Annotated in this window: 19 protein-coding genes and 1 riboswitch; of the genes, 12 read left to right on the top strand and 7 right to left on the bottom strand. The window is 54.3% G+C overall.

The window, feature by feature from the left end; genetic code table 11:
* Positions 1–81: 81 nt before the first annotated feature.
* Positions 82–1,725: a class I fumarate hydratase FumA gene (gene fumA / locus DZE2538_RS03920; protein WP_038915635.1), complete on the top strand. Its 1,644-nt coding sequence runs from the start codon at positions 82–84 to the stop codon at positions 1,723–1,725.
* 46 nt (positions 1,726–1,771) lie between these two features.
* Here the strand turns inward: fumA and norR are convergent, their stop codons facing one another.
* Positions 1,772–3,313: a nitric oxide reductase transcriptional regulator NorR gene (norR, locus tag DZE2538_RS03915; protein WP_038915634.1), complete on the bottom strand. Its 1,542-nt coding sequence runs from the start codon at positions 3,311–3,313 to the stop codon at positions 1,772–1,774.
* Positions 3,314–3,475: 162 nt separating this feature from the next.
* Between norR and norV the strand changes: the two genes are divergently transcribed.
* The 3 genes from norV to tehB all read left to right on the top strand — a co-directional run bounded on the left by norV (position 3,476) and on the right by tehB (position 7,130).
* The gene (norV, locus tag DZE2538_RS03910; protein ID WP_038915633.1) at positions 3,476–4,960 is read left to right on the top strand and encodes an anaerobic nitric oxide reductase flavorubredoxin; all 1,485 of its coding nucleotides are present in this window, start codon (positions 3,476–3,478) and stop codon (positions 4,958–4,960) included.
* A 24-nt stretch (positions 4,961–4,984) separates the two neighbouring features.
* On the top strand, positions 4,985–6,145 hold the full coding sequence (gene norW, locus DZE2538_RS03905) for an NADH:flavorubredoxin reductase NorW (protein ID WP_038917100.1): 1,161 nt from the start codon (positions 4,985–4,987) through the stop codon (positions 6,143–6,145).
* A gap of 121 nt (positions 6,146–6,266) precedes the next feature.
* Positions 6,267–7,130 (top strand): SAM-dependent methyltransferase TehB, encoded by an 864-nt coding sequence (tehB, locus tag DZE2538_RS03900; protein WP_038915632.1) that lies wholly within the window; start codon positions 6,267–6,269, stop codon positions 7,128–7,130.
* Positions 7,131–7,260: 130 nt separating this feature from the next.
* Here tehB and ribB read toward each other — a convergent pair whose 3' ends face one another.
* A complete protein-coding gene (gene ribB / locus DZE2538_RS03895; RefSeq protein ID WP_012883556.1) occupies positions 7,261–7,914 on the bottom strand; it encodes a 3,4-dihydroxy-2-butanone-4-phosphate synthase in 654 nt (217 codons plus the stop codon).
* A 126-nt stretch (positions 7,915–8,040) separates the two neighbouring features.
* Positions 8,041–8,203: riboswitch (FMN riboswitch) on the bottom strand.
* Positions 8,204–8,363: 160 nt separating this feature from the next.
* Here ribB and ubiK point away from each other — a divergent pair.
* Positions 8,364–8,654, top strand: coding sequence for a ubiquinone biosynthesis accessory factor UbiK (gene ubiK, locus DZE2538_RS03890; protein WP_019844432.1), 291 nt, complete (start codon positions 8,364–8,366; stop codon positions 8,652–8,654).
* Positions 8,655–8,698: 44 nt separating this feature from the next.
* On the opposite strand, the gene yjeH is transcribed toward ubiK, so the two are convergent.
* Together yjeH and zipA are read right to left on the bottom strand one after the other, a co-directional pair.
* Positions 8,699–9,952 (bottom strand): L-methionine/branched-chain amino acid transporter, encoded by a 1,254-nt coding sequence (gene yjeH / locus DZE2538_RS03885; RefSeq protein ID WP_019844433.1) that lies wholly within the window; start codon positions 9,950–9,952, stop codon positions 8,699–8,701.
* A 220-nt stretch (positions 9,953–10,172) separates the two neighbouring features.
* Positions 10,173–11,126: a cell division protein ZipA gene (gene zipA, locus DZE2538_RS03880; RefSeq protein ID WP_038915631.1), complete on the bottom strand. Its 954-nt coding sequence runs from the start codon at positions 11,124–11,126 to the stop codon at positions 10,173–10,175.
* A 222-nt stretch (positions 11,127–11,348) separates the two neighbouring features.
* On the opposite strand from zipA, the gene cysZ reads away from it, so the two are divergent.
* The 5 genes from cysZ to crr all read left to right on the top strand — a co-directional run bounded on the left by cysZ (position 11,349) and on the right by crr (position 16,243).
* Positions 11,349–12,119, top strand: coding sequence for a sulfate transporter CysZ (cysZ, locus tag DZE2538_RS03875; protein WP_038915630.1), 771 nt, complete (start codon positions 11,349–11,351; stop codon positions 12,117–12,119).
* A gap of 173 nt (positions 12,120–12,292) precedes the next feature.
* Positions 12,293–13,261 (top strand): cysteine synthase A, encoded by a 969-nt coding sequence (gene cysK / locus DZE2538_RS03870; protein WP_012883550.1) that lies wholly within the window; start codon positions 12,293–12,295, stop codon positions 13,259–13,261.
* A 398-nt stretch (positions 13,262–13,659) separates the two neighbouring features.
* Positions 13,660–13,917, top strand: coding sequence for a phosphocarrier protein Hpr (gene ptsH, locus DZE2538_RS03865; protein ID WP_012883549.1), 258 nt, complete (start codon positions 13,660–13,662; stop codon positions 13,915–13,917).
* 47 nt (positions 13,918–13,964) lie between these two features.
* Complete coding sequence (gene ptsI / locus DZE2538_RS03860; RefSeq protein ID WP_038913246.1) at positions 13,965–15,692, top strand: phosphoenolpyruvate-protein phosphotransferase PtsI; 1,728 nt, start codon at positions 13,965–13,967, stop codon at positions 15,690–15,692.
* Between the two features lie 41 nt (positions 15,693–15,733).
* Entirely contained in the window at positions 15,734–16,243 is a 510-nt protein-coding gene (crr, locus tag DZE2538_RS03855) for a PTS glucose transporter subunit IIA (RefSeq protein WP_012883547.1), read from the top strand.
* Positions 16,244–16,365: 122 nt separating this feature from the next.
* Here crr and DZE2538_RS03850 read toward each other — a convergent pair whose 3' ends face one another.
* Positions 16,366–16,920 carry a winged helix-turn-helix transcriptional regulator gene (locus DZE2538_RS03850; protein ID WP_023639010.1) on the bottom strand — a complete coding sequence of 185 codons (555 nt, stop codon included), beginning with the start codon at positions 16,918–16,920 and terminating at the stop codon, positions 16,366–16,368.
* A 459-nt stretch (positions 16,921–17,379) separates the two neighbouring features.
* Between DZE2538_RS03850 and DZE2538_RS03845 the strand changes: the two genes are divergently transcribed.
* Positions 17,380–18,342 (top strand): enoyl-CoA hydratase-related protein, encoded by a 963-nt coding sequence (locus tag DZE2538_RS03845; protein ID WP_038915629.1) that lies wholly within the window; start codon positions 17,380–17,382, stop codon positions 18,340–18,342.
* Positions 18,343–18,450: 108 nt separating this feature from the next.
* On the opposite strand, the gene DZE2538_RS03840 is transcribed toward DZE2538_RS03845, so the two are convergent.
* Positions 18,451–19,875, bottom strand: coding sequence for an ATP-binding protein (locus DZE2538_RS03840; RefSeq protein WP_038917099.1), 1,425 nt, complete (start codon positions 19,873–19,875; stop codon positions 18,451–18,453).
* Positions 19,876–19,877: 2 nt separating this feature from the next.
* Positions 19,878–20,558: a response regulator transcription factor gene (locus tag DZE2538_RS03835; protein ID WP_038907166.1), complete on the bottom strand. Its 681-nt coding sequence runs from the start codon at positions 20,556–20,558 to the stop codon at positions 19,878–19,880.
* Positions 20,559–20,785: 227 nt separating this feature from the next.
* Between DZE2538_RS03835 and DZE2538_RS03830 the strand changes: the two genes are divergently transcribed.
* Positions 20,786–22,003, top strand: a complete 1,218-nt coding sequence (locus tag DZE2538_RS03830; RefSeq protein WP_019844440.1) for an efflux RND transporter periplasmic adaptor subunit — start codon at positions 20,786–20,788, stop codon at positions 22,001–22,003.
* Positions 22,004–22,005: the final 2 nt, after the last annotated feature.

Genomic DNA, 22,005 nt, shown 5'->3' with positions numbered 1-22,005 from the left:
ACAATAAGACCGGCACAAAAGCCTTAGGCGGAAATAAGACCCGATAAATCACTCAATTATGCGGCTGCAAGTGAGAAGAAAATGTCGAATAAACCGTTTTATTACCAAGATCCGTTTCCATTAGCGAAAGATAAAACCGAATACCGTTTGATCAGCAGCGACTTTGTTTCCGTTAGCCAGTTTGAAGGCCAGGATATTCTCAAAGTTGACCCGCAGGGGCTGACCTTGCTGGCACAACAGGCATTCCACGACGCCTCTTTCATGCTGCGTCCTTCCCACCAGCAGCAGGTCACCGATATTCTGCACGACCCGGAAGCCAGCGAAAACGACCGTTATGTCGCCCTGCAGTTCCTGCGTAACTCCGAAATCGCTGCCAAAGGCATCCTGCCGACCTGTCAGGATACCGGGACCGCCATTATCGTCGGTAAAAAAGGCCAGCGCGTGTGGACCAACGGCAACGACGCCGAAGCACTGTCGCGCGGTGTATACAACACCTTTATCGAAGATAACCTGCGCTACTCCCAGAATGCGGCGCTAGACATGTACAAAGAGGTCAACACCGGCACCAACCTGCCAGCGCAGATAGACCTCTACAGCACCGAAGGGGATGAGTATAAATTCCTGTTCGTCACCAAAGGCGGCGGTTCCGCCAACAAAACCTATCTGTATCAGGAAACCAAAGCGCTGCTGTCACCGGGTAAACTGAAAAACTATCTGGTAGAAAAAATGCGCACGTTGGGTACCGCGGCTTGCCCGCCGTACCACATTGCCTTTGTCATCGGCGGCACTTCAGCAGAAACCAACCTGAAAACCGTGAAACTGGCCTCCACCCGCTACTACGATGAATTACCGACCGAGGGTAACGAACACGGTCAGGCGTTCCGCGATGTAGCACTGGAGCAGGAACTGCTGGAAGAAGCCCGTAATCTGGGGCTCGGTGCCCAGTTCGGCGGCAAATACTTCGCGCACGATGTGCGGGTGATCCGTCTGCCGCGTCACGGTGCCTCCTGCCCGGTGGGGATGGGCGTGTCCTGCTCGGCGGACCGTAACATCAAAGCCAAAATCAACCGCCAAGGTATCTGGCTGGAACAGTTGGAAACCAACCCCGGTAAATACATTCCGGAACACCTGCGTCAGGCTGGCGAAGGTGAAGTGGTGCGTATCGACCTGAACCGCCCGATGGCAGACATCCTCAAAACGCTGTCGCAATACCCGGTTTCCACTCGCCTGTCGCTGAACGGCACCATCATCGTGGCGCGCGACATTGCGCACGCCAAGCTGAAGGAACTGCTGGATAACGGCGGTGAACTGCCGCAATACGTGAAAGATCACCCGATCTACTACGCAGGCCCGGCGAAAACTCCGGAAGGCTATGCGTCTGGTTCACTCGGCCCAACAACCGCTGGCCGTATGGATTCTTACGTTGATTTGCTGCAATCCCACGGCGGCAGCATGATCATGCTGGCCAAAGGCAACCGCAGCCAGCAGGTCACCGACGCATGTCATAAACACGGTGGCTTCTATCTCGGCAGCATCGGCGGCCCGGCAGCTATTCTGGCGCAGAACAGCATCAAGAGCCTGGAGTGTGTGGAATACCCGGAACTGGGTATGGAAGCTATATGGAAAATCGAAGTGGAAGACTTCCCGGCCTTCATTCTGGTGGATGACAAGGGCAACGACTTCTTCCAGGTGATCCAGTCACAGAAATGCATCCGCTGCGGCTGATGATTCGCTAAGCCTGTGCTTCAAACCCCGGCCATGCCGGGGTTTGTTATTTTATCCCCAGCCGTTTTGCCATACGGTGTAAATTACCGCTGTCTACCGCCAGCTCGCGGGCACAGGACGACCAGTTACCCTGATGCCGCGCCAGCGTATCGCTAATCACCTGTCGTTGATAATGCTCCGTGGCATCCCGCAGGCTGACGCCACGCCACGACGGCGCGGTATTTTCTGCGTTAGCGGGATGAGGCTCATCGGGCAGTACACCATCCAGATTCAAGTGTTCCGGCCGTAAGACAAGATCGCCGCTCGTGTTCCCCACCGTGTTCCCCGCCCGCGCCACAATCGTCGCCCGATAGATGACATGTTCCAGCTCGCGCACGTTCCCCGGCCACGGATAACGCACCAGCAGCTGGGTCGCTTGCGGCGATAATGACAAGCGTTGCAACCCGAGTCTGGCCCGGCTGCGCTCACAGAAAAAACCGGCCAGCAGCGCAATATCCTGACCACGCGCGCGCAGCGGCGGCACCGATAGCGGAAACACGCTCAGCCGGTGGAACAAGTCGGCGCGGAACGTCCCCTCCTGCACCGACTGCTTTAAATCCCGGTTGGTCGCCGCCAGCACACGCACATTCACTTTCAGGCTGCTGTCGTCACCCACGCGCTGCAGATCGCCGTACTGCAATACCCGCAGCAGTTTGGCCTGTAAGGTCAACGACAGCTCGCCGATTTCATCCAGAAACAGCGTACCGTTATCCGCCAGTTCAAACTTACCAGTACGATGATGGATCGCGCCGGTAAACGCCCCTTTCACGTGGCCGAACAGTTCGCTTTCCGCCACTGACTCCGGCAGCGCGGCACAATTCAGATACACCAGCGGGCGATCAGCACGTCGCGATCCCTGATGGATGGCCCGCGCCACCAGTTCCTTGCCGACCCCGGTTTCCCCCATGATCAGCACGTTAAGGTCGCTATCGGCCACAATCGCCACTTCTTTTTTCAGTTGCTGCATGGGCGCAGACAACCCCACTATCTCATCGGCATTCTCTTCCGCCATCGGGGCGACATCCGGCAGTGGAGCCACGGTCTGGCGTTCCAGTTGCTCCATCAGTAACGCATTACTCAGGGCTACCGACGCCATCGCGCCAATCAACCGTAGCTCTTCATCACTAAAATGATCGAACTGGTGTGGATCCATCCCGTCAATGGTCAATACACCAATCAGCGAATGGTGAGCAAACAGTGGCAGACCGACGCAGGCATGTACTTTCAACGCTTCCTGACCGGGGATCAGGCCATCGTAAGGGTCGGGAAGCTGGCTGTCAGCGGGGAACCGCACCACATCACCGGCACGGGCTATCGCCTCCAGACGCGGGTGTTCGGAGAGCCGAAAACGCCGCCCCAGCACGTCCGGTGCCAGCCCATCGGTTGCCAGCGGGCGCAGCAACTGACTTTCATAACGCAGCAACGCGGCGGCATCGCAGCAGAGTAATTGGCGCAGGCTGTTGAGCAGGCGTTGAAAACGGTCGCGGGTTGAAAGCCCTTGCTGCAACTCAATAGCAATGTGCGCAAAGGCATCTATCGATAGCGTCATGGTGTGTCTTTTTCACAAATGAGTGTCAAAAAGACATTATCCGGTTATTGTCATAATGACAAAGGCTATTTTTAAAATCATTAAAAATCAACAATATAAAACATGGCACGGCCTGTGCAATGACATGGCATCGACCTTTATTACGTTCACTGGAGTATGACGATGTCTATTCATGTTAAAAATAACATTCACTGGGTTGGCCAACGGGATTGGGAAGTTCGCGACTTCCACGGCACTGAATACAAAACGCTGAAAGGCAGCAGCTATAACAGCTACCTGATCCGGGAAGAAAAAACGGTGTTGATCGACACCGTTGACCACAAGTTCAGCCGTGATTTTGTCCAGAACCTGATGGCGGAGATCGATCTGGCGCAGATCGACTATATCGTCATCAACCATGCCGAGGAAGATCACGCCGGGGCGCTGAGCGAGCTGATGGCCTATATCCCCAATACGCCGATTTACTGCACCCATAACGCTATCGACTCGATTACCGGTCATCACCATCATCCTGAATGGAACTTCCACACCGTCAAAACCGGCGATTCACTAAACATCGGCAACGGCAAGCAATTGGTGTTCATCGAAACGCCGATGCTGCACTGGCCAGACAGCATGATGACCTATATGAGCGGTGATGCGGTCCTGTTCAGTAATGACGCATTTGGGCAGCACTACTGCGATGAACACCTGTTTAATGATGAAGTCGATCAGGGTGAACTGTTCGAGCAGTGCCAACGCTACTTCGCCAATATCCTGACGCCGTTCAGCCGTCTGGTCACCGCCAAAATCAACGAAGTGCTGGCGTTTAACCTGCCATTATCGATGATTGCCACCTCCCACGGCGTGGTATGGCGCGATGACCCGGCGCAGATTATTCACCACTATTTGCGCTGGGCGGATAGCTATCAGGAAGATCGCATCACGCTGTTCTACGACACCATGTCCAACAATACCCGCATGATGGCGGATGCCATCGCCCAGGGGATCCATGATGTCGATCCGGGTGTCGCCGTCAAAATCTACAATGTGGCCCGCCATGACAAAAATGAAATTCTGACGCAGGTATTCCGCTCTAAAGGTGTGCTGGTGGGTTCTTCCACCATGAATAACGTGATAATGCCGAAAGTGGCCGCCATGTTAGAAGAGATCACCGGCCTGCGTTTTCAGAACAAGAAAGCCTCTGCCTTTGGTAGTTATGGCTGGAACGGCGGCGCGGTTGATCGTATCCAGACCCGGCTGATGGACGCGGGTTTCGAGACCACGCTGTCGCTGAAAACCAAATGGCGTCCGGATGGGTCTGCGCTGGCAATTTGCCGGGAACATGGTCGAGAAATTGCCCGCCAATGGGCGCTGCATCCGTTAACCGTATCACCGGTCGCCACGGACATCAGCCCCACGCCCGTGGCGACCGACACCGGCATATCCGCAGAGATAACCGCCGCCTCCCCCTGCGCCTGTAGCAACACCTCTGAGCCGCAGTATAGCGGGCGCATGCAGTGCAGCGTATGCCAGTGGATTTACGACCCGGCTATCGGCGAACCGATGCAGGACGTGGCACCGGGTACCACCTGGTCTGATGTACCGGACACCTTCTTATGCCCCGAATGCAGCTTAGGCAAAGACGTGTTTAACCCCATCAACTAAGGAACGGCCATGTCTGATGAAATCATTTCTGATGAAACAATCGTTGTCGGGGCAGGCTTTGCTGCCCGGCAATTGATTAAAAGCCTGCGTAAACAGCATGCTCACTGCCCTATTCGCCTGATCACCGCCGACAGCGGTGACGACTACAGCAAGCCGGAGCTCAGCCATGTGTTAAGCCAGCAACGCCGAGCCGACGACCTGACACGCATGAGTGCCGCGCACTTTGCTGAAGAACAGCGGATTACCCTGTTGGCGCATACCGCCGTCACCGCGATTGACGCCAGTCGACGCCACGTCATCTGTGGTAACCGTCAGTATGATTACCACACACTGGTGCTGGCTACCGGTGCCAGCGCCGTGCTCCCCCCCATTCCCGGTCGTGAATGGATGCTGACGCTCAATAGCCAGCAGGAGTATCGTCAGGCGGAAACTCGCCTGATGCAGGCAACACGTATTCTGGTAGTCGGCGCGGGGTTGATCGGTAGTGAACTGGCGATGGATATGGCGCAAGCCGGTAAACAGGTCATGGTGGCGGATCGGGCATCGCATCTTCTTTCCGGTCTTCTGCCTGTCGAACTCAGCGCCCGCCTGCAAACCACATTGCTGCAACAAGGGGTGGAACTGCTACTCGACACCGAGCTCCAGCAGGTGGAAAAAACCGAGACAGGCCTGCGCGTAACGCTGGTATCCGGCCGCACACTGATGGTAGACGAAGTCATCTCCGCCATCGGACTGCGTGCCAATACCGGTCTGGCCGCAGCGGCAGGCCTGTCGGTAAACCGTGGTATCGTCACCGACAGCCAGTTACGCACCTCTGATCCGCATATTTATGCGTTGGGAGATTGCGCTGAAATTAACGGTAAACTGCTGCCCTTTTTACAACCGATCCAGTTGACCGCCAGCATCGCGGCTCACAGTATTGTCGCACGCCTTCCCCCGGAAACTCATCACCCTCAAGGGGAGCAGCCACTCACCCTGCCTGCGATGTTGATTAAAGTAAAAACGCCGTTGTTTCCGTTGCAACTGGCGGGGGAAACACAAAACCCGGCACTCACCTGGCACCTCATCGCCGATCATGGCGGCATCGTGGCAAAGGGAATGGCAGGGGAACAGTTACGGGCCTTCGTGGTCGGCGGCGACCGCATGAAAGAGGCCTTCCCACTGCTACGACAACTGTCATTATGATGGTGTATCCAGCGACCGCCCGGCGGTCGCCTTGCCATTTCATGCATTTATAATACATATTTCTGGTAACACCATCGCGTGATTAATAGAATAGCCATAGACGCGAACGTACGAGGTCCCAATGCAAGAACTGATTTGTTATAAACAGATGCCGGTATGGAACAGCAATATGCTGCCTGCGGCGTTCCAGGAAAAGCACAACACCAAAGAAGGCACCTGGGCAAAACTGGAAATACTGCAGGGCGAACTGACGTTCGAACTGTTGACGGAACAAGGCGAAGTCACAGAGCGCTTGCTGTTTTCACCACAGCAACAGCCGCCTTATATTGAGCCGCAGCGCTGGCACCGCATTGCCGCGTTTTCCGACGACCTGCAATGCCAGCTCAGTTTCTATTGCACGGCGGAAGATTACTACCACAAAAAATATGAGCTGACACGCACCCACTCAGAAGTTGTCAACGCCCTGCGTTATATCCAGCCGGGAAAAGCGCTGGATCTGGGCTGTGGCGGCGGACGTAACGCACTCTACCTGAACCTGAAAGGCTTTGAAGTTACAGCTTGTGACAAGAACGCCATGAGTATTGATAAGCTCAACCAGATAATCGCGGATGAGTCACTCAGTGGGATCGACGCGTTCGTCCACAACATCAATCAGGCCGATATTCGCCATCAGTACGATTTCATCCTGTCGACAGTGGTATTCATGTTTCTGGATCGTTCCTGCGTCCCGGCTATTATCAGCAATATGCAGGAACACACGGTCGCCGGAGGCTATAACCTGATTGTCGCCGCTATGTCCACCGACGACTTCCCCTGCCCGCTGCCATTCTCGTTCACTTTCGGGCACAACGAATTGCACGACTATTATCGTGACTGGGAAATAGTGAAATACAACGAGGATGTGGGGGAACTGCACAAAACCGACGCCGACGGCAATCGCATCAAACTGCGTTTTGCCACACTACTGACTCGCAAACCAGCCTAAACCCGGCATCTGAAAAAGCCTACGCCTGAAAAAGCATCTGCCTAAAAATACATATCTGAAAAACAATTATCTAAAAAACAGGGCCGGAAAACCGGCCCTGTTTCAAAGACGTGATAGTGTCTGGCAACAATCAGCTGGCTTTACGCTCAGCCGCCTGACGGTAAGCCACCAGATCTTCGATAGTCAGCACCGGCATATTGTGCTGTTTTGCGAAGGTGATCACTTCCGGCGCATGCGCCATGGAACCATCATCATTGGTCAGTTCGCACAGCACGCCGAACGGTTTAAACCCAGCCAGACGCATTAAATCCACCGTGGCTTCAGTATGACCACCACGCGCCAGCACGCCACCCGGCTGCGCACGCAGTGGGAACACATGACCAGGGCGATTCAGATCGCTCGCACGGGCATCATCGGCAATCGCGGTACGAATGGTTGTCAGGCGATCGGCGGCAGAAACACCTGTGGTGACGCCTTCAGCCGCTTCGATAGTCACGGTGAACGCCGTCTGATAATGGCTGGAGTTATTTTCCACCATCATCGGCAGTTCCAGCTTCTGGCGGCGTTCTTCAGTAAGACACAGACATACGATACCGCTGCCGTGGCGAATGGTCAGCGCCATTTGCTCAACGGTCATGGTTTCGGCGGGGAAAATCATATCACCTTCATTTTCCCTGTCTTCATCATCCAACACCATGACGCCACGGCCTTGACGCAATGCATCCAGCGCACGTTCAACGCGTTCGACAGGTGTACCGAATTCGGAAAGTAAAGTCTGATTCATGGTAAAAAAACCTCATTGTTAGTATGGATTACCAGAATCAGGGCGAACTTGAGGAGTCGTTTTTGCACTGAGAAAACAGACAAAAACGCAAAAAATAACGCGGGCAGGCGCTAGCCTGTCAGAAACCGTTACTCTCTCCCATCCGGACTATAACCGTCGGCCCCGGAATTACACCGGATCTGCTGACCTCAAACCATGCAGTCTGAGCGCTCGCGGGCTTCCAGCTGACCTTAAGGCCACACACTGGTTTACCGCCGGTGGGGAATTACACCCCGCCCTGAGAATAAGCAGGGTTACTATAGCGCTAACCGAAGGGAGGGGCAATCACTAACCCCGCTTATGGATCGCAAAATTTATCGAATGAAAATGACTTTTTGTTTATACCGTGCGGGTCAGGCATTACACTTGATGTATATCCACCCTTTCGTCAAACAGTTCAGGAAAGTGTCATGATTGACCCGAAGAAATTAGAGCAGATTGCCCGTCAGGTGCAGGAATCCATGCCAAAAGGCATCCGGGAATTTGGCGAAGACATGGAGAAGAAAATCCGTCAGATCTTACAATCGCAGTTAGGCAAACTGGATTTAGTCAGCCGTGAAGAATTCGACTTACAAACCCAGGTATTGCTGCGTACCCGCGAAAAACTGGCGCTGTTGGAACAGCGGATGAGCGAGCTGGAAGCGAAAGTCGCAGGCCGCGAAGCCACGGAACAACTGCCGCCTGGCGACGACGCTCAGTAACACAGCGGCACGATGCCAGACAGGGCCTGCGCTCCTGTCTGGTTTTATTCAGTAGCGATAACAGCACGTCTTACCGGCAGCACCAGCCATAGCACCGTCAGCATCCCTAACGCATACAGCGATTTCCAGCCGAGCGTCAGCAGCAACGCCACGCATAGTACACTCCCGATGCTTGCCATCACACGGGAACGGCCATGCAACAGCCGCCACCCCGCCAGCATACACAGCAGATAAATCAAAATAAAAATGCCGTTGGCGTAAACGATCAGCTCAGATAACGGCAGTTGCAGCCAGTAAATCAACAGGCAACAGAGCAGGCAGCAGGCCACCACCAGCGATAACGCGTTCACCGGCGCGCGCGCAGTGGATAAACGCGCTAGTCGGCTCCCTTCCGGGGCCTGCGACCACACCAGACGGGCAAAACCCTGGGTATAAATATTCACGCTGGCGAAACAGGCGAGATAGCCGACAATGCAAGCCAGCCACAAGGCATGCTCGCCAAACAATCGCACCACTATGCCCGGCAGCGATGCGGTGGCAGCCTGATGGGGACCGTAAGCCCCGAAATGCAAAACGGCGACAGTACATCCCCAATAAACGGCACCGGCTAGCAACATGCCTATCAGCAGCGCCCGCGGGAAATCACGCTCGGGTGATTTGAATTCCGTTGCCAGATGCGCAAAGGCTTCCAGCCCGACGAAACACCAGAACATCACTGCCAGCGCATCCAGCATCTGTGCGCCGTGAACCTGCGTAAGCGCAGGCCACGGAATCTGGGACGGCGCAATCTGCCCTTTCCACCAGATTGCCGCCACCAACAGCACCACCAGTAAGGCAATCAGCGTCTGGATGGTGGCGCTGGAACCGGCACTGCGTATTCCCAGTAGCCAAATCGCCGCCAGCGTCAGCAATTGCACCAGCAGTAACCCGTCGGCACTCAACCCAAAGGCAGCCTGCCAGAACCCGGCGGCAATCTGCATCGCCGCTGGCAACCCCACCGGGATCACCGACAGGAACAACCATCCGGTCACCCGCGCCAGGCGCGGCCCAAACGCCAGCTTCACAAAATGCGCCGCCCCACCGGCATTCGGGAAGTGCCTTCCCAACGAGGCAAAGGCAATCGCAATCGGAAACACCAGGGCAATCAGTAGCGGCCAGGCCCACAAGCTATCACCTTGCGACTGCTCAGCCACCAGAGCAGGCACAGCAAACACGCCGGTTCCTAACAGCGAGGTCGATAACAACCCAATCCCCTGAACCAGTCCCAACTCCTGTTTTAACGTATTATTGCCACTCACTGTCTGCACCTTATTGCCAACCGGTAGATTCACCGGCCGACACTACCACACGAAATGCGCTCGTTACGGAAACGACGCGATGGAGATAGCACGGAAAAACCGCGCGATGAACGTAATTACTCGATGAAAGTCATACCCCGATGGACGTAACACGCGATAAAAGCAAGAAGCCCCCGTAAACGGAGGCTTCTGAAAGCGGTGATATCACAACGCACTGCCGTTATTCGCTCTGAGCGCTGTTTGCTTTGAGCACATCGCGAATACGGGCTTTATAGGCTTCCACTTTCTGCGGCGTCATCAGACGACGCTCATCATCCAGTACCACACCGCCCACATCGTCAGCGATACGCTGAGCGGACTGCAGCATCAGCTTGAAGTTCTGGCTGGCATCGCCATAAGACGGCACCATCATGAAAATCGACACGCCCGGCGTGGTAAATTCAGACATCGCGTCCACATTGAACGAACCGGGTTTGACCATGTTAGCCAGGCTGAATAACACCGGCCCACTGCCTGCCGGGTTAACATGCCGATGAAAGATGTTCATTTCGCCAAACTGGAAACCTGACTGCAACACGCTTTGCAACAGCACTTCACCACCAATCACACCGCCCTGATGAGCCGCTACGTGCAAAACCAGCACCACTTCTTGTTGTGGCATCGGCTGTGAAGACAACGACGCTTCAGACACCGGTTCAGCATGAGGGTGATGGTTAACGTCAGGTGCCGACTCTTCCGCTCTCTGCTCCGCAACGCGTTGCACCGGTTCTGCCGGCTGGGGGTGGGAAGCGGGTTGCTGATAGCGAGGCTGCGGTTCAGCATACGGGGTAGCAGGCTGAACAGGCTGATGCGACGGCGCTGGCGGCTCAACCTCATCCAGCAGCGGATCGTAGACGGTCGGCTCCTGGCGGAAGGTCGCCTCAAAACGATCACCCGCAGCGCTGCCGGACGGCGTATTTTGCTGACGGCGAGAAGACGTTACCCGCACTTCACCCACCCCATCGTCAATGTCTTCCAAGGGGGCATCATCACGCTTTGGCTTCAGGCGTTTTACCGGACGATCGCGGAAAAGGGACGAGCGCTCCTTACGGCTTGTCCAAAGACCATGCAGTAACAGTGCTATAATTGCGATCGCGCCAACGACAATCAAGATCAGACGCAGGTCCTGCATCATTGCTATCCCAGTTATTCCAATACATTGCCACTACGGCAAATACACATACCTCTAACTGTATTTGCCTGTGTACTCAAGTGCAAGTCTGTACACTAGTTTATGATAATAAAGATCGACTGCGGGCATTTTTTTGCCGTTTTTTCAGGCAAATCGCAGCTAGCCAGCCGAAATTCATCCCGATATGATGCCGTAACCTGCCTACCATAAGGTGAGAACCGCCCCATGTCCTACACGCAACACCTTGATCCCAAACACAGCGGCCTGCATTATTTTCTGAAAGGCTGGCAACTGCTTTCTCTGCCCGGTATCCGTCGTTTTGTCATTCTTCCCATGCTGGTGAATATCCTGCTGATGGGTGGTGCTTTTTGGTGGCTGTTTCGCCAGCTTGGCACCTGGATCCCGCAGCTAATGACCCATGTGCCGGAGTGGCTACAGTGGCTCAGCTACCTGCTCTGGCCGCTGGTGACACTTTCCGTCTTGCTGGTTTTCAGCTATTTCTTTAGCACCCTGACCAACCTGATCGCCGCGCCATTCAACGGCCTGCTGGCGGAGCAACTGGAAGCCCGGCTGACCGGCCAGCCGTTGCCTTCCAACGGCATGCTCGATATTGCCAAAGACGTGCCGCGCATCATGCGACGCGAACTGCAAAAATTGGCCTATTATTTACCCCGTCTGCTGGTGTTACTGCTGCTGTATTTCGTACCGGGCGTCGGCCAGACGGTCGTTCCTGTGCTGTGGTTTTTGTTTGGTGCCTGGATGCTGGCAATCCAATATTGCGATTATCCGTTCGATAACCACAAAGTCAGCTTTGCCACCATGCGTAAGGCGTTGCGGCAAAACAAGCTGGCGAATCTGCAATTTGGCGCGCTGGTCAGCCTGTTCACCATGGTGCCGGTGCTGAACTTGTTGATCATGCCGGTTGCTGTCTGCGGCGCGACCGCCTTGTGGGTCGACCGTTACCGCCATCTTTCCAGCACACGGCCCCGGCACTGACACGAACACCGAAAGGAGAGCCAGTGACGCTACGATGTTCTATAACTGGATATTAATGAAAATATATTTCCTCAGAACATATCGATATAGCGATTCTTTACTTCACTGGTTTTCGCGAACGAGTATTCTCTCTGAGGTTCGCAAAAATTTCATACAGTTATTAAGGACGGGCTATGAGTAAGATCTACGAAGACAATTCTTTCACTATCGGCCATACGCCGCTGGTTCGTCTGAATCGCATTGGTAATGGGCGTATTCTGGCTAAGGTGGAGTCACGTAACCCGAGCTTCAGCGTCAAATGCCGTATCGGTGCCAACCTGATTTGGGATGCCGAAAAACGCGGCGTATTGAAGCCCGGTGTCGAACTCGTAGAGCCGACCAGCGGTAACACCGGTATCGCACTGGCGTATGTGGCGGCAGCGCGCGGCTACAAACTGACACTGACCATGCCGGAAACCATGAGTCTGGAGCGTCGCAAACTGCTTAAAGCGCTGGGCGCCAATCTGGTGCTGACCGAAGGTGCCAAAGGCATGAAAGGCGCTATCGCCAAAGCCGAAGAGATTGTGGCTAGCGACCCGGAACATTACCTGTTGTTGCAGCAGTTCAGCAACCCGGCCAACCCGGAAATTCATGAGAAAACCACCGGGCCGGAAATCTGGGAAGACACCGACGGCGAAGTGGACGTATTCATTGCTGGTGTCGGTACAGGTGGTACGCTGACGGGCGTCAGCCGCTATATCAAGCAAACCAAAGGCAAAGCGATCATTTCTGTGGCCGTTGAACCGACAGACTCCCCGGTTATCACCCAGGCGCTGGCGGGCGAAGAGATCAAACCTGGCCCGCATAAGATTCAGGGGATCGGCGCTGGTTTCATTCCTGCCAACCTGGACCTGAAACTGGTCGACCGCGTTGAACGCATCACCAACGAAGAAGCCATCACCACGGCCCGTCGTTTGATGGAAGAAGAAGGCATTCTGGCCGGGATTTCTTCCGGTGCGGCGGTAGCGGCTGCGCTTAACCTGTTAAAAGAAGAAGAATTCGCCAACAAAACCATCGTGGTGATTCTGCCATCCTCCGGCGAGCGTTACCTCAGTACTGCGTTATTTGCCGATTTGTTCACCGAACAGGAATTGCAGCAGTAATTCCGGCACTCACAAATGTGATTTAAAAGTTAAAAAAGCACCCTGCGGGGTGCTTTTTTGTGGCAGAGTTCAAACTTTCTGTTACTTGCACATTGCTTTTCACCGTCAGGTTTAGTATTTAACCGGACAATTATTTTGATGCGTGAAATTAATATCTGTCGACGCTCCGCATACGGATATCACTCTTGTGACATGAAGCAGCAAGGCCGGACGCTTCATCAACATAAGAACAAGGAGCATTGTCGACTTAAGCCAGGGGTAAGCGCATTCCGTTTCCCTCAACCGCATCCCGGCCTGCCCTGACCCATTCAGGGCAACCAAACAGGCTAAAGTTCAGTAGATACACTAAACTTTAGTTCCACAACATGAACCTAATCCAACAAGTTGGGGAAAACAGAATGTTCAAGCAAGAAGTAACGATTACCGCACCGAATGGCCTGCACACTCGTCCTGCCGCACAGTTTGTGAAAGAAGCTAAAGGTTTTACCTCTGAAATCAACGTCACCTCTAACGGCAAAAGCGCCAGCGCGAAAAGCCTGTTCAAGTTGCAGACCTTGGGTCTGACGCAAGGTACTGTTGTTACGATTTCAGCTGAAGGCGAAGACGAACAGCAAGCCGTTGAACATCTGGTTAAACTGATGGCTGAGCTTGAGTAAACGGCCCGCTCTCTTTAGTGAACATCAGGATCAAGTAAGGTAGGGTTATGATTTCAGGCATATTAGTATCACCGGGTATCGCTTTTGGTAAGGCGCTGCTACTGAAAGATGATGAGATTGTCATCAACCGGAAAAAAATCTCCGCAGACCAGGTCGAGAAGGAAATCGAACTCTTCCTGACTGGTCGCGCCAAAGCGTCACAGCAGTTGGAGGCAATCAAGCAAAAAGCCGCCGAGACGCTGGGGCCAGAGAAAGAAGCCATCTTCGAAGGGCATATCATGCTGCTGGAAGATGAAGAGTTCGAGCAGGAAATCATTTCCCTGATTAAAGACGAGCATGCGTCTGCGGACGCGGCGGCGTTTTCCGTTATCGAAACCCAGGCGAAAGCGCTGGAAGAACTCGATGACGAATACCTGAAAGAGCGCGCAGCAGACATGCGCGATATCGGCAAGCGCCTGCTGAAAAATATCCTGGGCATGCATATCGTTGATCTGGGTGACATTCAGGACGAAGTTATCCTGATCGCTAAAGATCTGACCCCGTCTGAAACCGCACAGTTGAACCTGAACAAAGTGCTGGGTTTCATTACCGATATCGGCGGCCGTACCTCCCACACCTCCATCATGGCGCGTTCGCTGGAACTGCCTGCCATCGTAGGGACTACCGACGCTACCCAGAAAATCAAGAATGGCGATTTCGTTATTCTGGATGGGGTAAACAACAAGATTTACCTGAATCCTGATCAGGCTACGATTGAGCAGCTCAAAGCGGTTCAGGAGCAGTACAACACCGAAAAATACGAACTCGCTAAACTCAAAGATCTGCCGGCCATCACGCTGGATGGTCATGAGGTTGAAGTGTGCGCGAACATCGGTACCGTGCGCGACATCGCCGGTGCTGAACGTAACGGCGCCGAAGGCGTGGGCCTGTATCGCACCGAATTCCTGTTTATGGACCGCGATGCCCTGCCGACCGAAGAAGAGCAGTTCCAGGCGTACAAAGCCGTCGCGGAAGCGATGGGCGCTCAGGCGGTGATCGTGCGTACCATGGATATCGGTGGTGACAAAGACCTGCCGTACATGGACCTGCCGAAAGAAGAGAACCCGTTCCTCGGCTGGCGTGCAATTCGTATCTGTCTTGATCGCAAGGAGATCCTGCATTCTCAGCTGCGCGCCATTCTGCGTGCTTCCGCATTTGGTAAATTGCGCATCATGTTCCCGATGATCATTTCGGTAGAAGAAGTGCGTACCCTGAAAGCCGAACTGGAGATGCTCAAAGCCCAGTTGCGTGCTGAAAACAAAGTATTTGATGAAACCATCGAAGTCGGTGTGATGGTGGAAACCCCGGCCGCGGCGGCCATCGCCCATCATCTGGCGAAGGAAGTTGACTTCTTTAGTATTGGGACAAATGACTTAACCCAGTATACTCTGGCGGTAGATCGTGGGAACGAGCTGATTTCTCATCTCTATAACCCGATGTCTCCGGCCGTGTTGACCCTGATTAAGCAGGTAATCGACGCTTCCCATGCCGAAGGCAAGTGGACTGGCATGTGCGGTGAACTAGCAGGTGACGAACGTGCTACACTACTGCTGCTGGGAATGGGTCTGGATGAGTTCAGCATGAGTGCCATCTCGATTCCTCGCATCAAGAAAATTATTCGCAATGCCAACTACGAAGATGCGAAAGCGCTGGCGGAGCAGGCATTAGCCCAGCCGACAGCAGAAGAGTTAAGCAGTCTGGTAAGCCGGTTCATTAAAGAAAAGACGCTTTGCTGATACCGCTGTGCTGACCCAATATTAATGCTTAGGAGAAAATCATGGGTTTGTTCGATAAACTGAAATCTCTGGTTTCTGATGACAAGAAAGAAACCGGCAGCATCGAAATCATTGCCCCGTTATCCGGTGAAATCGTCAATATCGAAGACGTGCCTGATGTTGTCTTCGCTGAGAAGATCGTCGGCGATGGTATCGCTATCAAACCTAGCGGTAACAAGATGGTTGCGCCGGTCGATGGCACCATCGGTAAAATCTTCGAAACCAACCATGCTTTTTCTATTGAATCAGACACGGGTATCGAACTGTTCGTTCACTTCGGTATTGATACCGTTGAACTGAAAGGCGAAGGCTTTAAACGCATCGCCGAAGAAGGACAGCGTGTCAAAAAAGGCGACGTGGTGATCGAATTTGATCTGCCGTTGCTGGAAGAGAAAGCCAAGTCCACTCTGACGCCAGTTGTTATCTCTAACATGGATGAGATTAAAGAACTGACTAAGCTGAGCGGCACCGTGGTTGTGGGGGAAACCCCGGTTATTCGTATCAAGAAATAACCGACCCTCATGCGCCTGTAGGTGCAATGCATCACGCATTGATCCTTTAAGAACGCCGCAACAAATAAATGTTGCGGCGTTTTTTTGCTTATTTGGCGGCTTCTTTTATAGCTGTATCCTGCTCATTTAGTCTTAGGCTCAGAGACTAAGTCGTCCTCCAAGAGCGTCGTGGTATCACTTTCATAGCGGCGATTGGTGTGAGAAAGTCGCCAGCGCACCAAATCATCCGCCCCTGGCCCTTCTTCAAAGGCAATATCCTCACCGCTCAGCAGCTCACCGGTGTTCTGATCGATGAAGCTCCAGCGCACATCGGCACCGGTTTTCCGATTCACAAATTTTAACGGCGGCGCTGAAGCGCCGGATAGACCTAAGCGATCGCCAATCTGAGAGAGCATCACCATGATCGGCGCAAGTTGCCAACCATGGGGAGTTAGAAGGTATTCAAATCGTTCAGGATTGACTTGATAGCGCCGCCGCTCAATCAGACCATGGGCCTCGAGGTGCTTGAGTCGATCGCTCAATGTCGCATTGGTGACGCCGGATGATTGACGTAGCTCGTCATATCGGCTAATGCCAAAGATAAGATCACGCAGGATTAACAGCCCCCAGCGATCGCCAATTGCGGCCATAACGCCAGCAATTGAACACACCATTCCATCAAAACCTTTCGAACGCATAAGCCCTATCCCCAATCCGACACCTTGCATAAAACGCTAATTATAGAAATCACCCTATCAACAGCAAAACCTTATTTAGACCGCGCCAGCCTGCAATCTCAGGCCATTCCAGGAGTGATCACCGCAGACTCAATATTCTGGCAGGTGCTTGCGTGACCAGTAACTCTTATTATAAGATTAACTATGTGTACTGATGCTTCGGCGGGTTGATGTCATAAAGTGATCCTATCTCACCACCATGATCACGGCAGCGCCCCAGACAGAGGCGCTGACACTTGCTGTCGCACAAGACAACCAACGTCATTCCCCCACCAGCACCAGTCTCAGGACTGCCTGGTGATTCTTTGCCATACACCAGGGCTTTTTAATATTCGGGTTTATCTGTAAGCGTCAACGACGCGTCGACCGTCTAATGATGCTCACCGGACATGGCAGGCAACCCAAACTGGAGCGTAATAAGTGGAAGAAAAACTTGATTTAACGCGCCGTACATTGATTAAGGCAACAGCTACCCTCGCCGCCGCCGTACCGACAATGGCAATGGCGACATCTGCACTTGGTGCGGAACAGACGCCCTCCCCCACAACAGAAACAGCGACGCAACCAACAACCCTTGCTGAAGTTCCACCAGAACCAAACACCAAATTATCGATCGAACGCCGGGGGCAAATCGTGTTATTGGGGCTCAATCGCCCTGCCGTCCACAACCGTATCGATCCTGCAACATTTCAGGCACTGGCAAGAGCCATATACGACTACGATCATGATTCTTCTCTGCGGGTAGCGATCTTATTCGGTCACGGGGACCATTTTTCCCGGGGTATCGATGTGGATGCCTACAAAGCCACCGTCAATAGCAACGGAAATATTCTGGCCGGCCTGACTCACGTCATCAGTCCACTTAATTACGGCCCGACCCGGCGCGCCAAACCGCTCATCGCTGCCGTGCACGGCGACACATGGAATATGGCCCACGAGCTCTTCTTGTCAGCAGACATCCGGGTTGCGGCAGCCGATACGAGGTTTGGTCAGGATGAAAACTCCCACGGACGTTTTCCTGGGGGCGGCTCCACCGTTCGATTCGTACGCGAAGCTGGCTGGGGCAATGCCATGCGATTCATGCTGACAGGGGAGCATTGGGGAGCGGAAGATGCCTATCGTATGGGAATATTACAAGAGATCGCCAAGACGCCTCAGGCTACGCTAGACAGAGCCATTGCTATCGCCAACAAAATCGCGACATGCGGCCCCATCGGCATACAAACTACGCTGGCATCGGCGCATCTGGCCATTGATTCCAGTGAGGCCATCGCCTTCGCCCAACTCGGTGCACAGTACAGTGCGCTTTATCGCACCAAGGATTTTATTGAAGGCATGGCTGCACAAGCCGAAGGCCGTCCCCCCTTATTTCATGGTAATTAACCACGCGCTGAGTGGTGAGCCTCACCGCCGACAAACGACTCAGGACGCCAAATCACCACAGGGCAGCGACTGTTTTGGCGTCAATTCGCTACAAGGATCAGTAAGCCACTACTGCCAGCATGGAATGCAGATATGAATCTGTAATCCGCCCTGCTGACGATTCTCCGCCTCAATCCGGCCGCCATGCGCCACCACCGCCTTGCGGGCGATCGCCAGCCCCAGCCCATACCCTTTGCCCGACTGCGGCGAATCGATACGCATAAACGGGTCGAAAATGCTGGAGAGCTTACTCTCATCCACTCCCGGGCCACTATCGGCCACGCCGATGCACCACTCTTTCTCATCCCGGGACAAGGTCACCAGCACCTGTTGGCCGCGTGAAGAGAAGCGCAGTGCATTACGGATGATGTTGTCCAGGGCATGCCGCATCAATTCCGCCGAACCCTTAACGGTATAATCGTCATAATCGCCGGGGCTTAACGCAATATCGACTCCCGGCACCTGCGCTTCATAGCGGGCATCGTTGACCACCGCGTTCACTAACCCGAGCAGGTCAAAATACTCGTCACTATTGACGGCATGACTGTTGGCCATATGGTTCTCAGCACGGGAGAGCGTCAACACCTCGCCTATCATCTTATCCATGCGTTCGGCTTCACGCTCAATACGCTGTAAGGCGTTTTCTACGTTGTCGGGGTTCTGGCGCGCCAGCCCTATCGCCAGTTGTAGCCGGGCCAGCGGCGATCGTAACTCATGGGAGACGTCGTGCAGCAGTTGCTCGCGCGCACTCACCAGTATCGACAAACGGCCGACCATCGCGTCAAAATCCCGGGCCACATCGCCAATCTCATCATGACGACGCCGCATCGACGGATAAAGCCGTACCGACAGGTCGCCTTGCGCCACCTGTTCGAAACTCGCCCGCAACCGCCCAAGCGGGCGTGCCAGATTCCATGCCAACATAGCGCTAAACAGTAATCCGCCCAGCGCGCCAATCCAGATCATCGGCGGCGGCAAATGCAGGAAAAACGGTAGCGACGCCGGGGGCTCCTTCGGCATCACATCATGCCGCCAGCGCTCGATATCAAAACTCACCCGATAACGCTGCCCGTCAGGGCCGTCCACAGCCTGCTGCAACGCGCGATCCGCTCGGTCGGAGAACCTTCCTGGCTCTGGCGGAGGCCCGAAGCCCTCTCTGCCGGGGTGGGGTGGCTCATCCGGCATTCCCATGCCCGGCAATGGCTCGGGAGTACCAGTCGGCTCGTCGTTATCACCGACCACCGACACATTGATATAAACACGCTCGTTCTTCGGCCAGTCGGCCAGCGTGCGCCCGAGCTCAGCCATTCCCCCCTGACGCAACGCCTGTACCGCCAATGCCATTTGAAAGGACGCGGTGTATTTGACCTGACGCATTTCCGGCGGCTCGGGGCGCTCGCCGTAAAATGAGAAACCCACCCACAATAGCTGCGAAATGACGAAAAACGTCAGCCACAGCCCCAGCAGAATCTTCCAGAACAACCTTCCATGCATCATTAACGGATCCGATAACCAACGCTGCGCACGGTCTCGATGGTCAGGTTACACTCATCCAACGCGGCCAGTTTCTGACGAATATTACTGATGTGGACATCCACGCTGCGGTCATAGGCCTCACGGCGCCGCCCCAGACATTTCTCCGACAGTTCATCCTTGGTCACGACCCGGCTCGACGAGCGCATCAGCAGCTCCAGCAGATTGAATTCCGACGCAGTGAGATCAAACACCTTGCCACGCCACTCGCTGCTGCGGGTAGACGGGCACACCACCAGGTCGCCATAACTGACTGTCCCGGCGTCTTCACTTTTTTCCGACTTGTCTTCATAACGGCGTAGCACCGCGCGCAAACGCGCTACCAGCTCCCGTGGATAACAGGGTTTCGGCACATAATCATCCGCCCCCATTTCCAGCCCAATGACGCGATCGATATTGTCGCCTTTGGCCGTCAGCATAATGATGGGAATCGCGTGATTCCGACGTACTTGCCGCAGCACGTCAATCCCGCTCATGTCAGGCAACATGATGTCCAAAATCATCGCGGTATACTGACTGGACATGGCGCCGTCGATCCCTTCCTTGCCGGTCATGACCTGTGAAGTACTAAATCCCTCCGCCGTGAGGTATTCACACAACATGTTCCCCAGTTCAGCGTCATCGTCTACCAGTAAAATTTTCATACGTTCTTCCCATGCATTATTACCGCCCTTATTGTCAGGGCTGGTCGCAATCTGCGCAGCAGTATTTACGGAATCCTTACCTTTTGCCGTTCAAAACATAACGCCGGTAAAGCTGAAGGACAGGTAAATTATACCCAGCCCTGATTTCACTCGTCAGTGATACGCCACGTGTACTGCCCACGTTCGTTGTATCGGCAATTTATTCAGTCAAGGATGCGTTCGTTTTGATGAAATCTCCTCTTGGTACCGGTCGCCGGGTCTGGTGGCTGCTATTGTTACCTGTCGCCATCGCTGTCTTCGCCGCCATACTTCTTTCCCGACCTGCGCCCGCACGAAATTATATTACGGCCGCGGTGGATATTCGTGACCTGCAACAAACGGTTCTGGCCGACGGTACGGTGAATGCCCGCAAGCTGGTTAGCGTCGGCGCGCAGGTTTCCGGGCAAATTAAAGCCCTGCACGTTGCGCTGGGCGATAAGGTAAAACAGGGCCAGTTGCTGGCCGACATCGACGATCTGACGCAACAAAACACCCTGCAAGACAGCAAAGCGGCGCTGGATAATATTCAGGCGCAGTTGGCCTCCAAACTGGCAACGCTACGCAACAACCAGCGTAACTGGCAACGCCAGCAACGCCTGATGCAAACCGGCGTTGGGGTACAGGCCGATTACGACAGCGCCCAAACGACGCTCGAAGCAACCCAGGCTGATATCCACGCGCTGGAGGCGCAAATTGTGCGGGCGAATATCGCCGTGAATACCGCACAGGTTAATCTGGCCTACACCAAGATCGTCTCGCCGATAGCGGGCACGGTAGTGGCGCTGCCGGTCGAGCAAGGGCAGACCGTTAACGCGGTGCAAAGCGCGCCGACCATCGCCAAAATAGCCAGCCTCGACACCATGACTATCGAGGCCAAAATATCAGAAGCCGACGTTATCAACGTCAAAACCGGTATGCCGGTCTGGTTCACGATTCTCGGCAATCCGCGTCAGCGTTATCAGGCGGTGCTACGCGCGATTGAACCCGCGCCAGAATCCATCAGCAGCGACAGCAGCAGTACCAGCAGTAGCCGAACCAGCAGCAGTAGCACCAGCAGCAGTTCCTCCAGTTCCGCCATCTACTACAACGGGTTATTCGATGTCGCCAATCCGGATGAAACCTTGCGTATTTCCATGACTGCACAAGTCTACATTCTCTTGTCCGAAGCGAAACACGCCACGGTGGTGCCGATCAGTGCGTTGCAACATCGTCAGGATAAATGGTTTGTTCAGGTCGTTCGGCCACAAAGCCCACCACAATGGCGCGAAGTCACGCCCGGCATCAGCGACAGCGCGTATATCCAGTTGCTGTCCGGCGTACAACCCGGTGAAGAGGTCGTGATAAGCCAGCAATTAGCCAGCGACAGTAACCGTAGCTCGTCACCGCCGCCACCGATGGGGTTTTAAGT

Source organism: Dickeya zeae NCPPB 2538, from assembly GCF_000406165.1.
In the GTDB taxonomy this organism is placed as follows: Bacteria; Pseudomonadota; Gammaproteobacteria; order Enterobacterales; family Enterobacteriaceae; genus Dickeya; species Dickeya zeae.
This window is presented reverse-complemented; position numbering and strand designations above follow the sequence as displayed.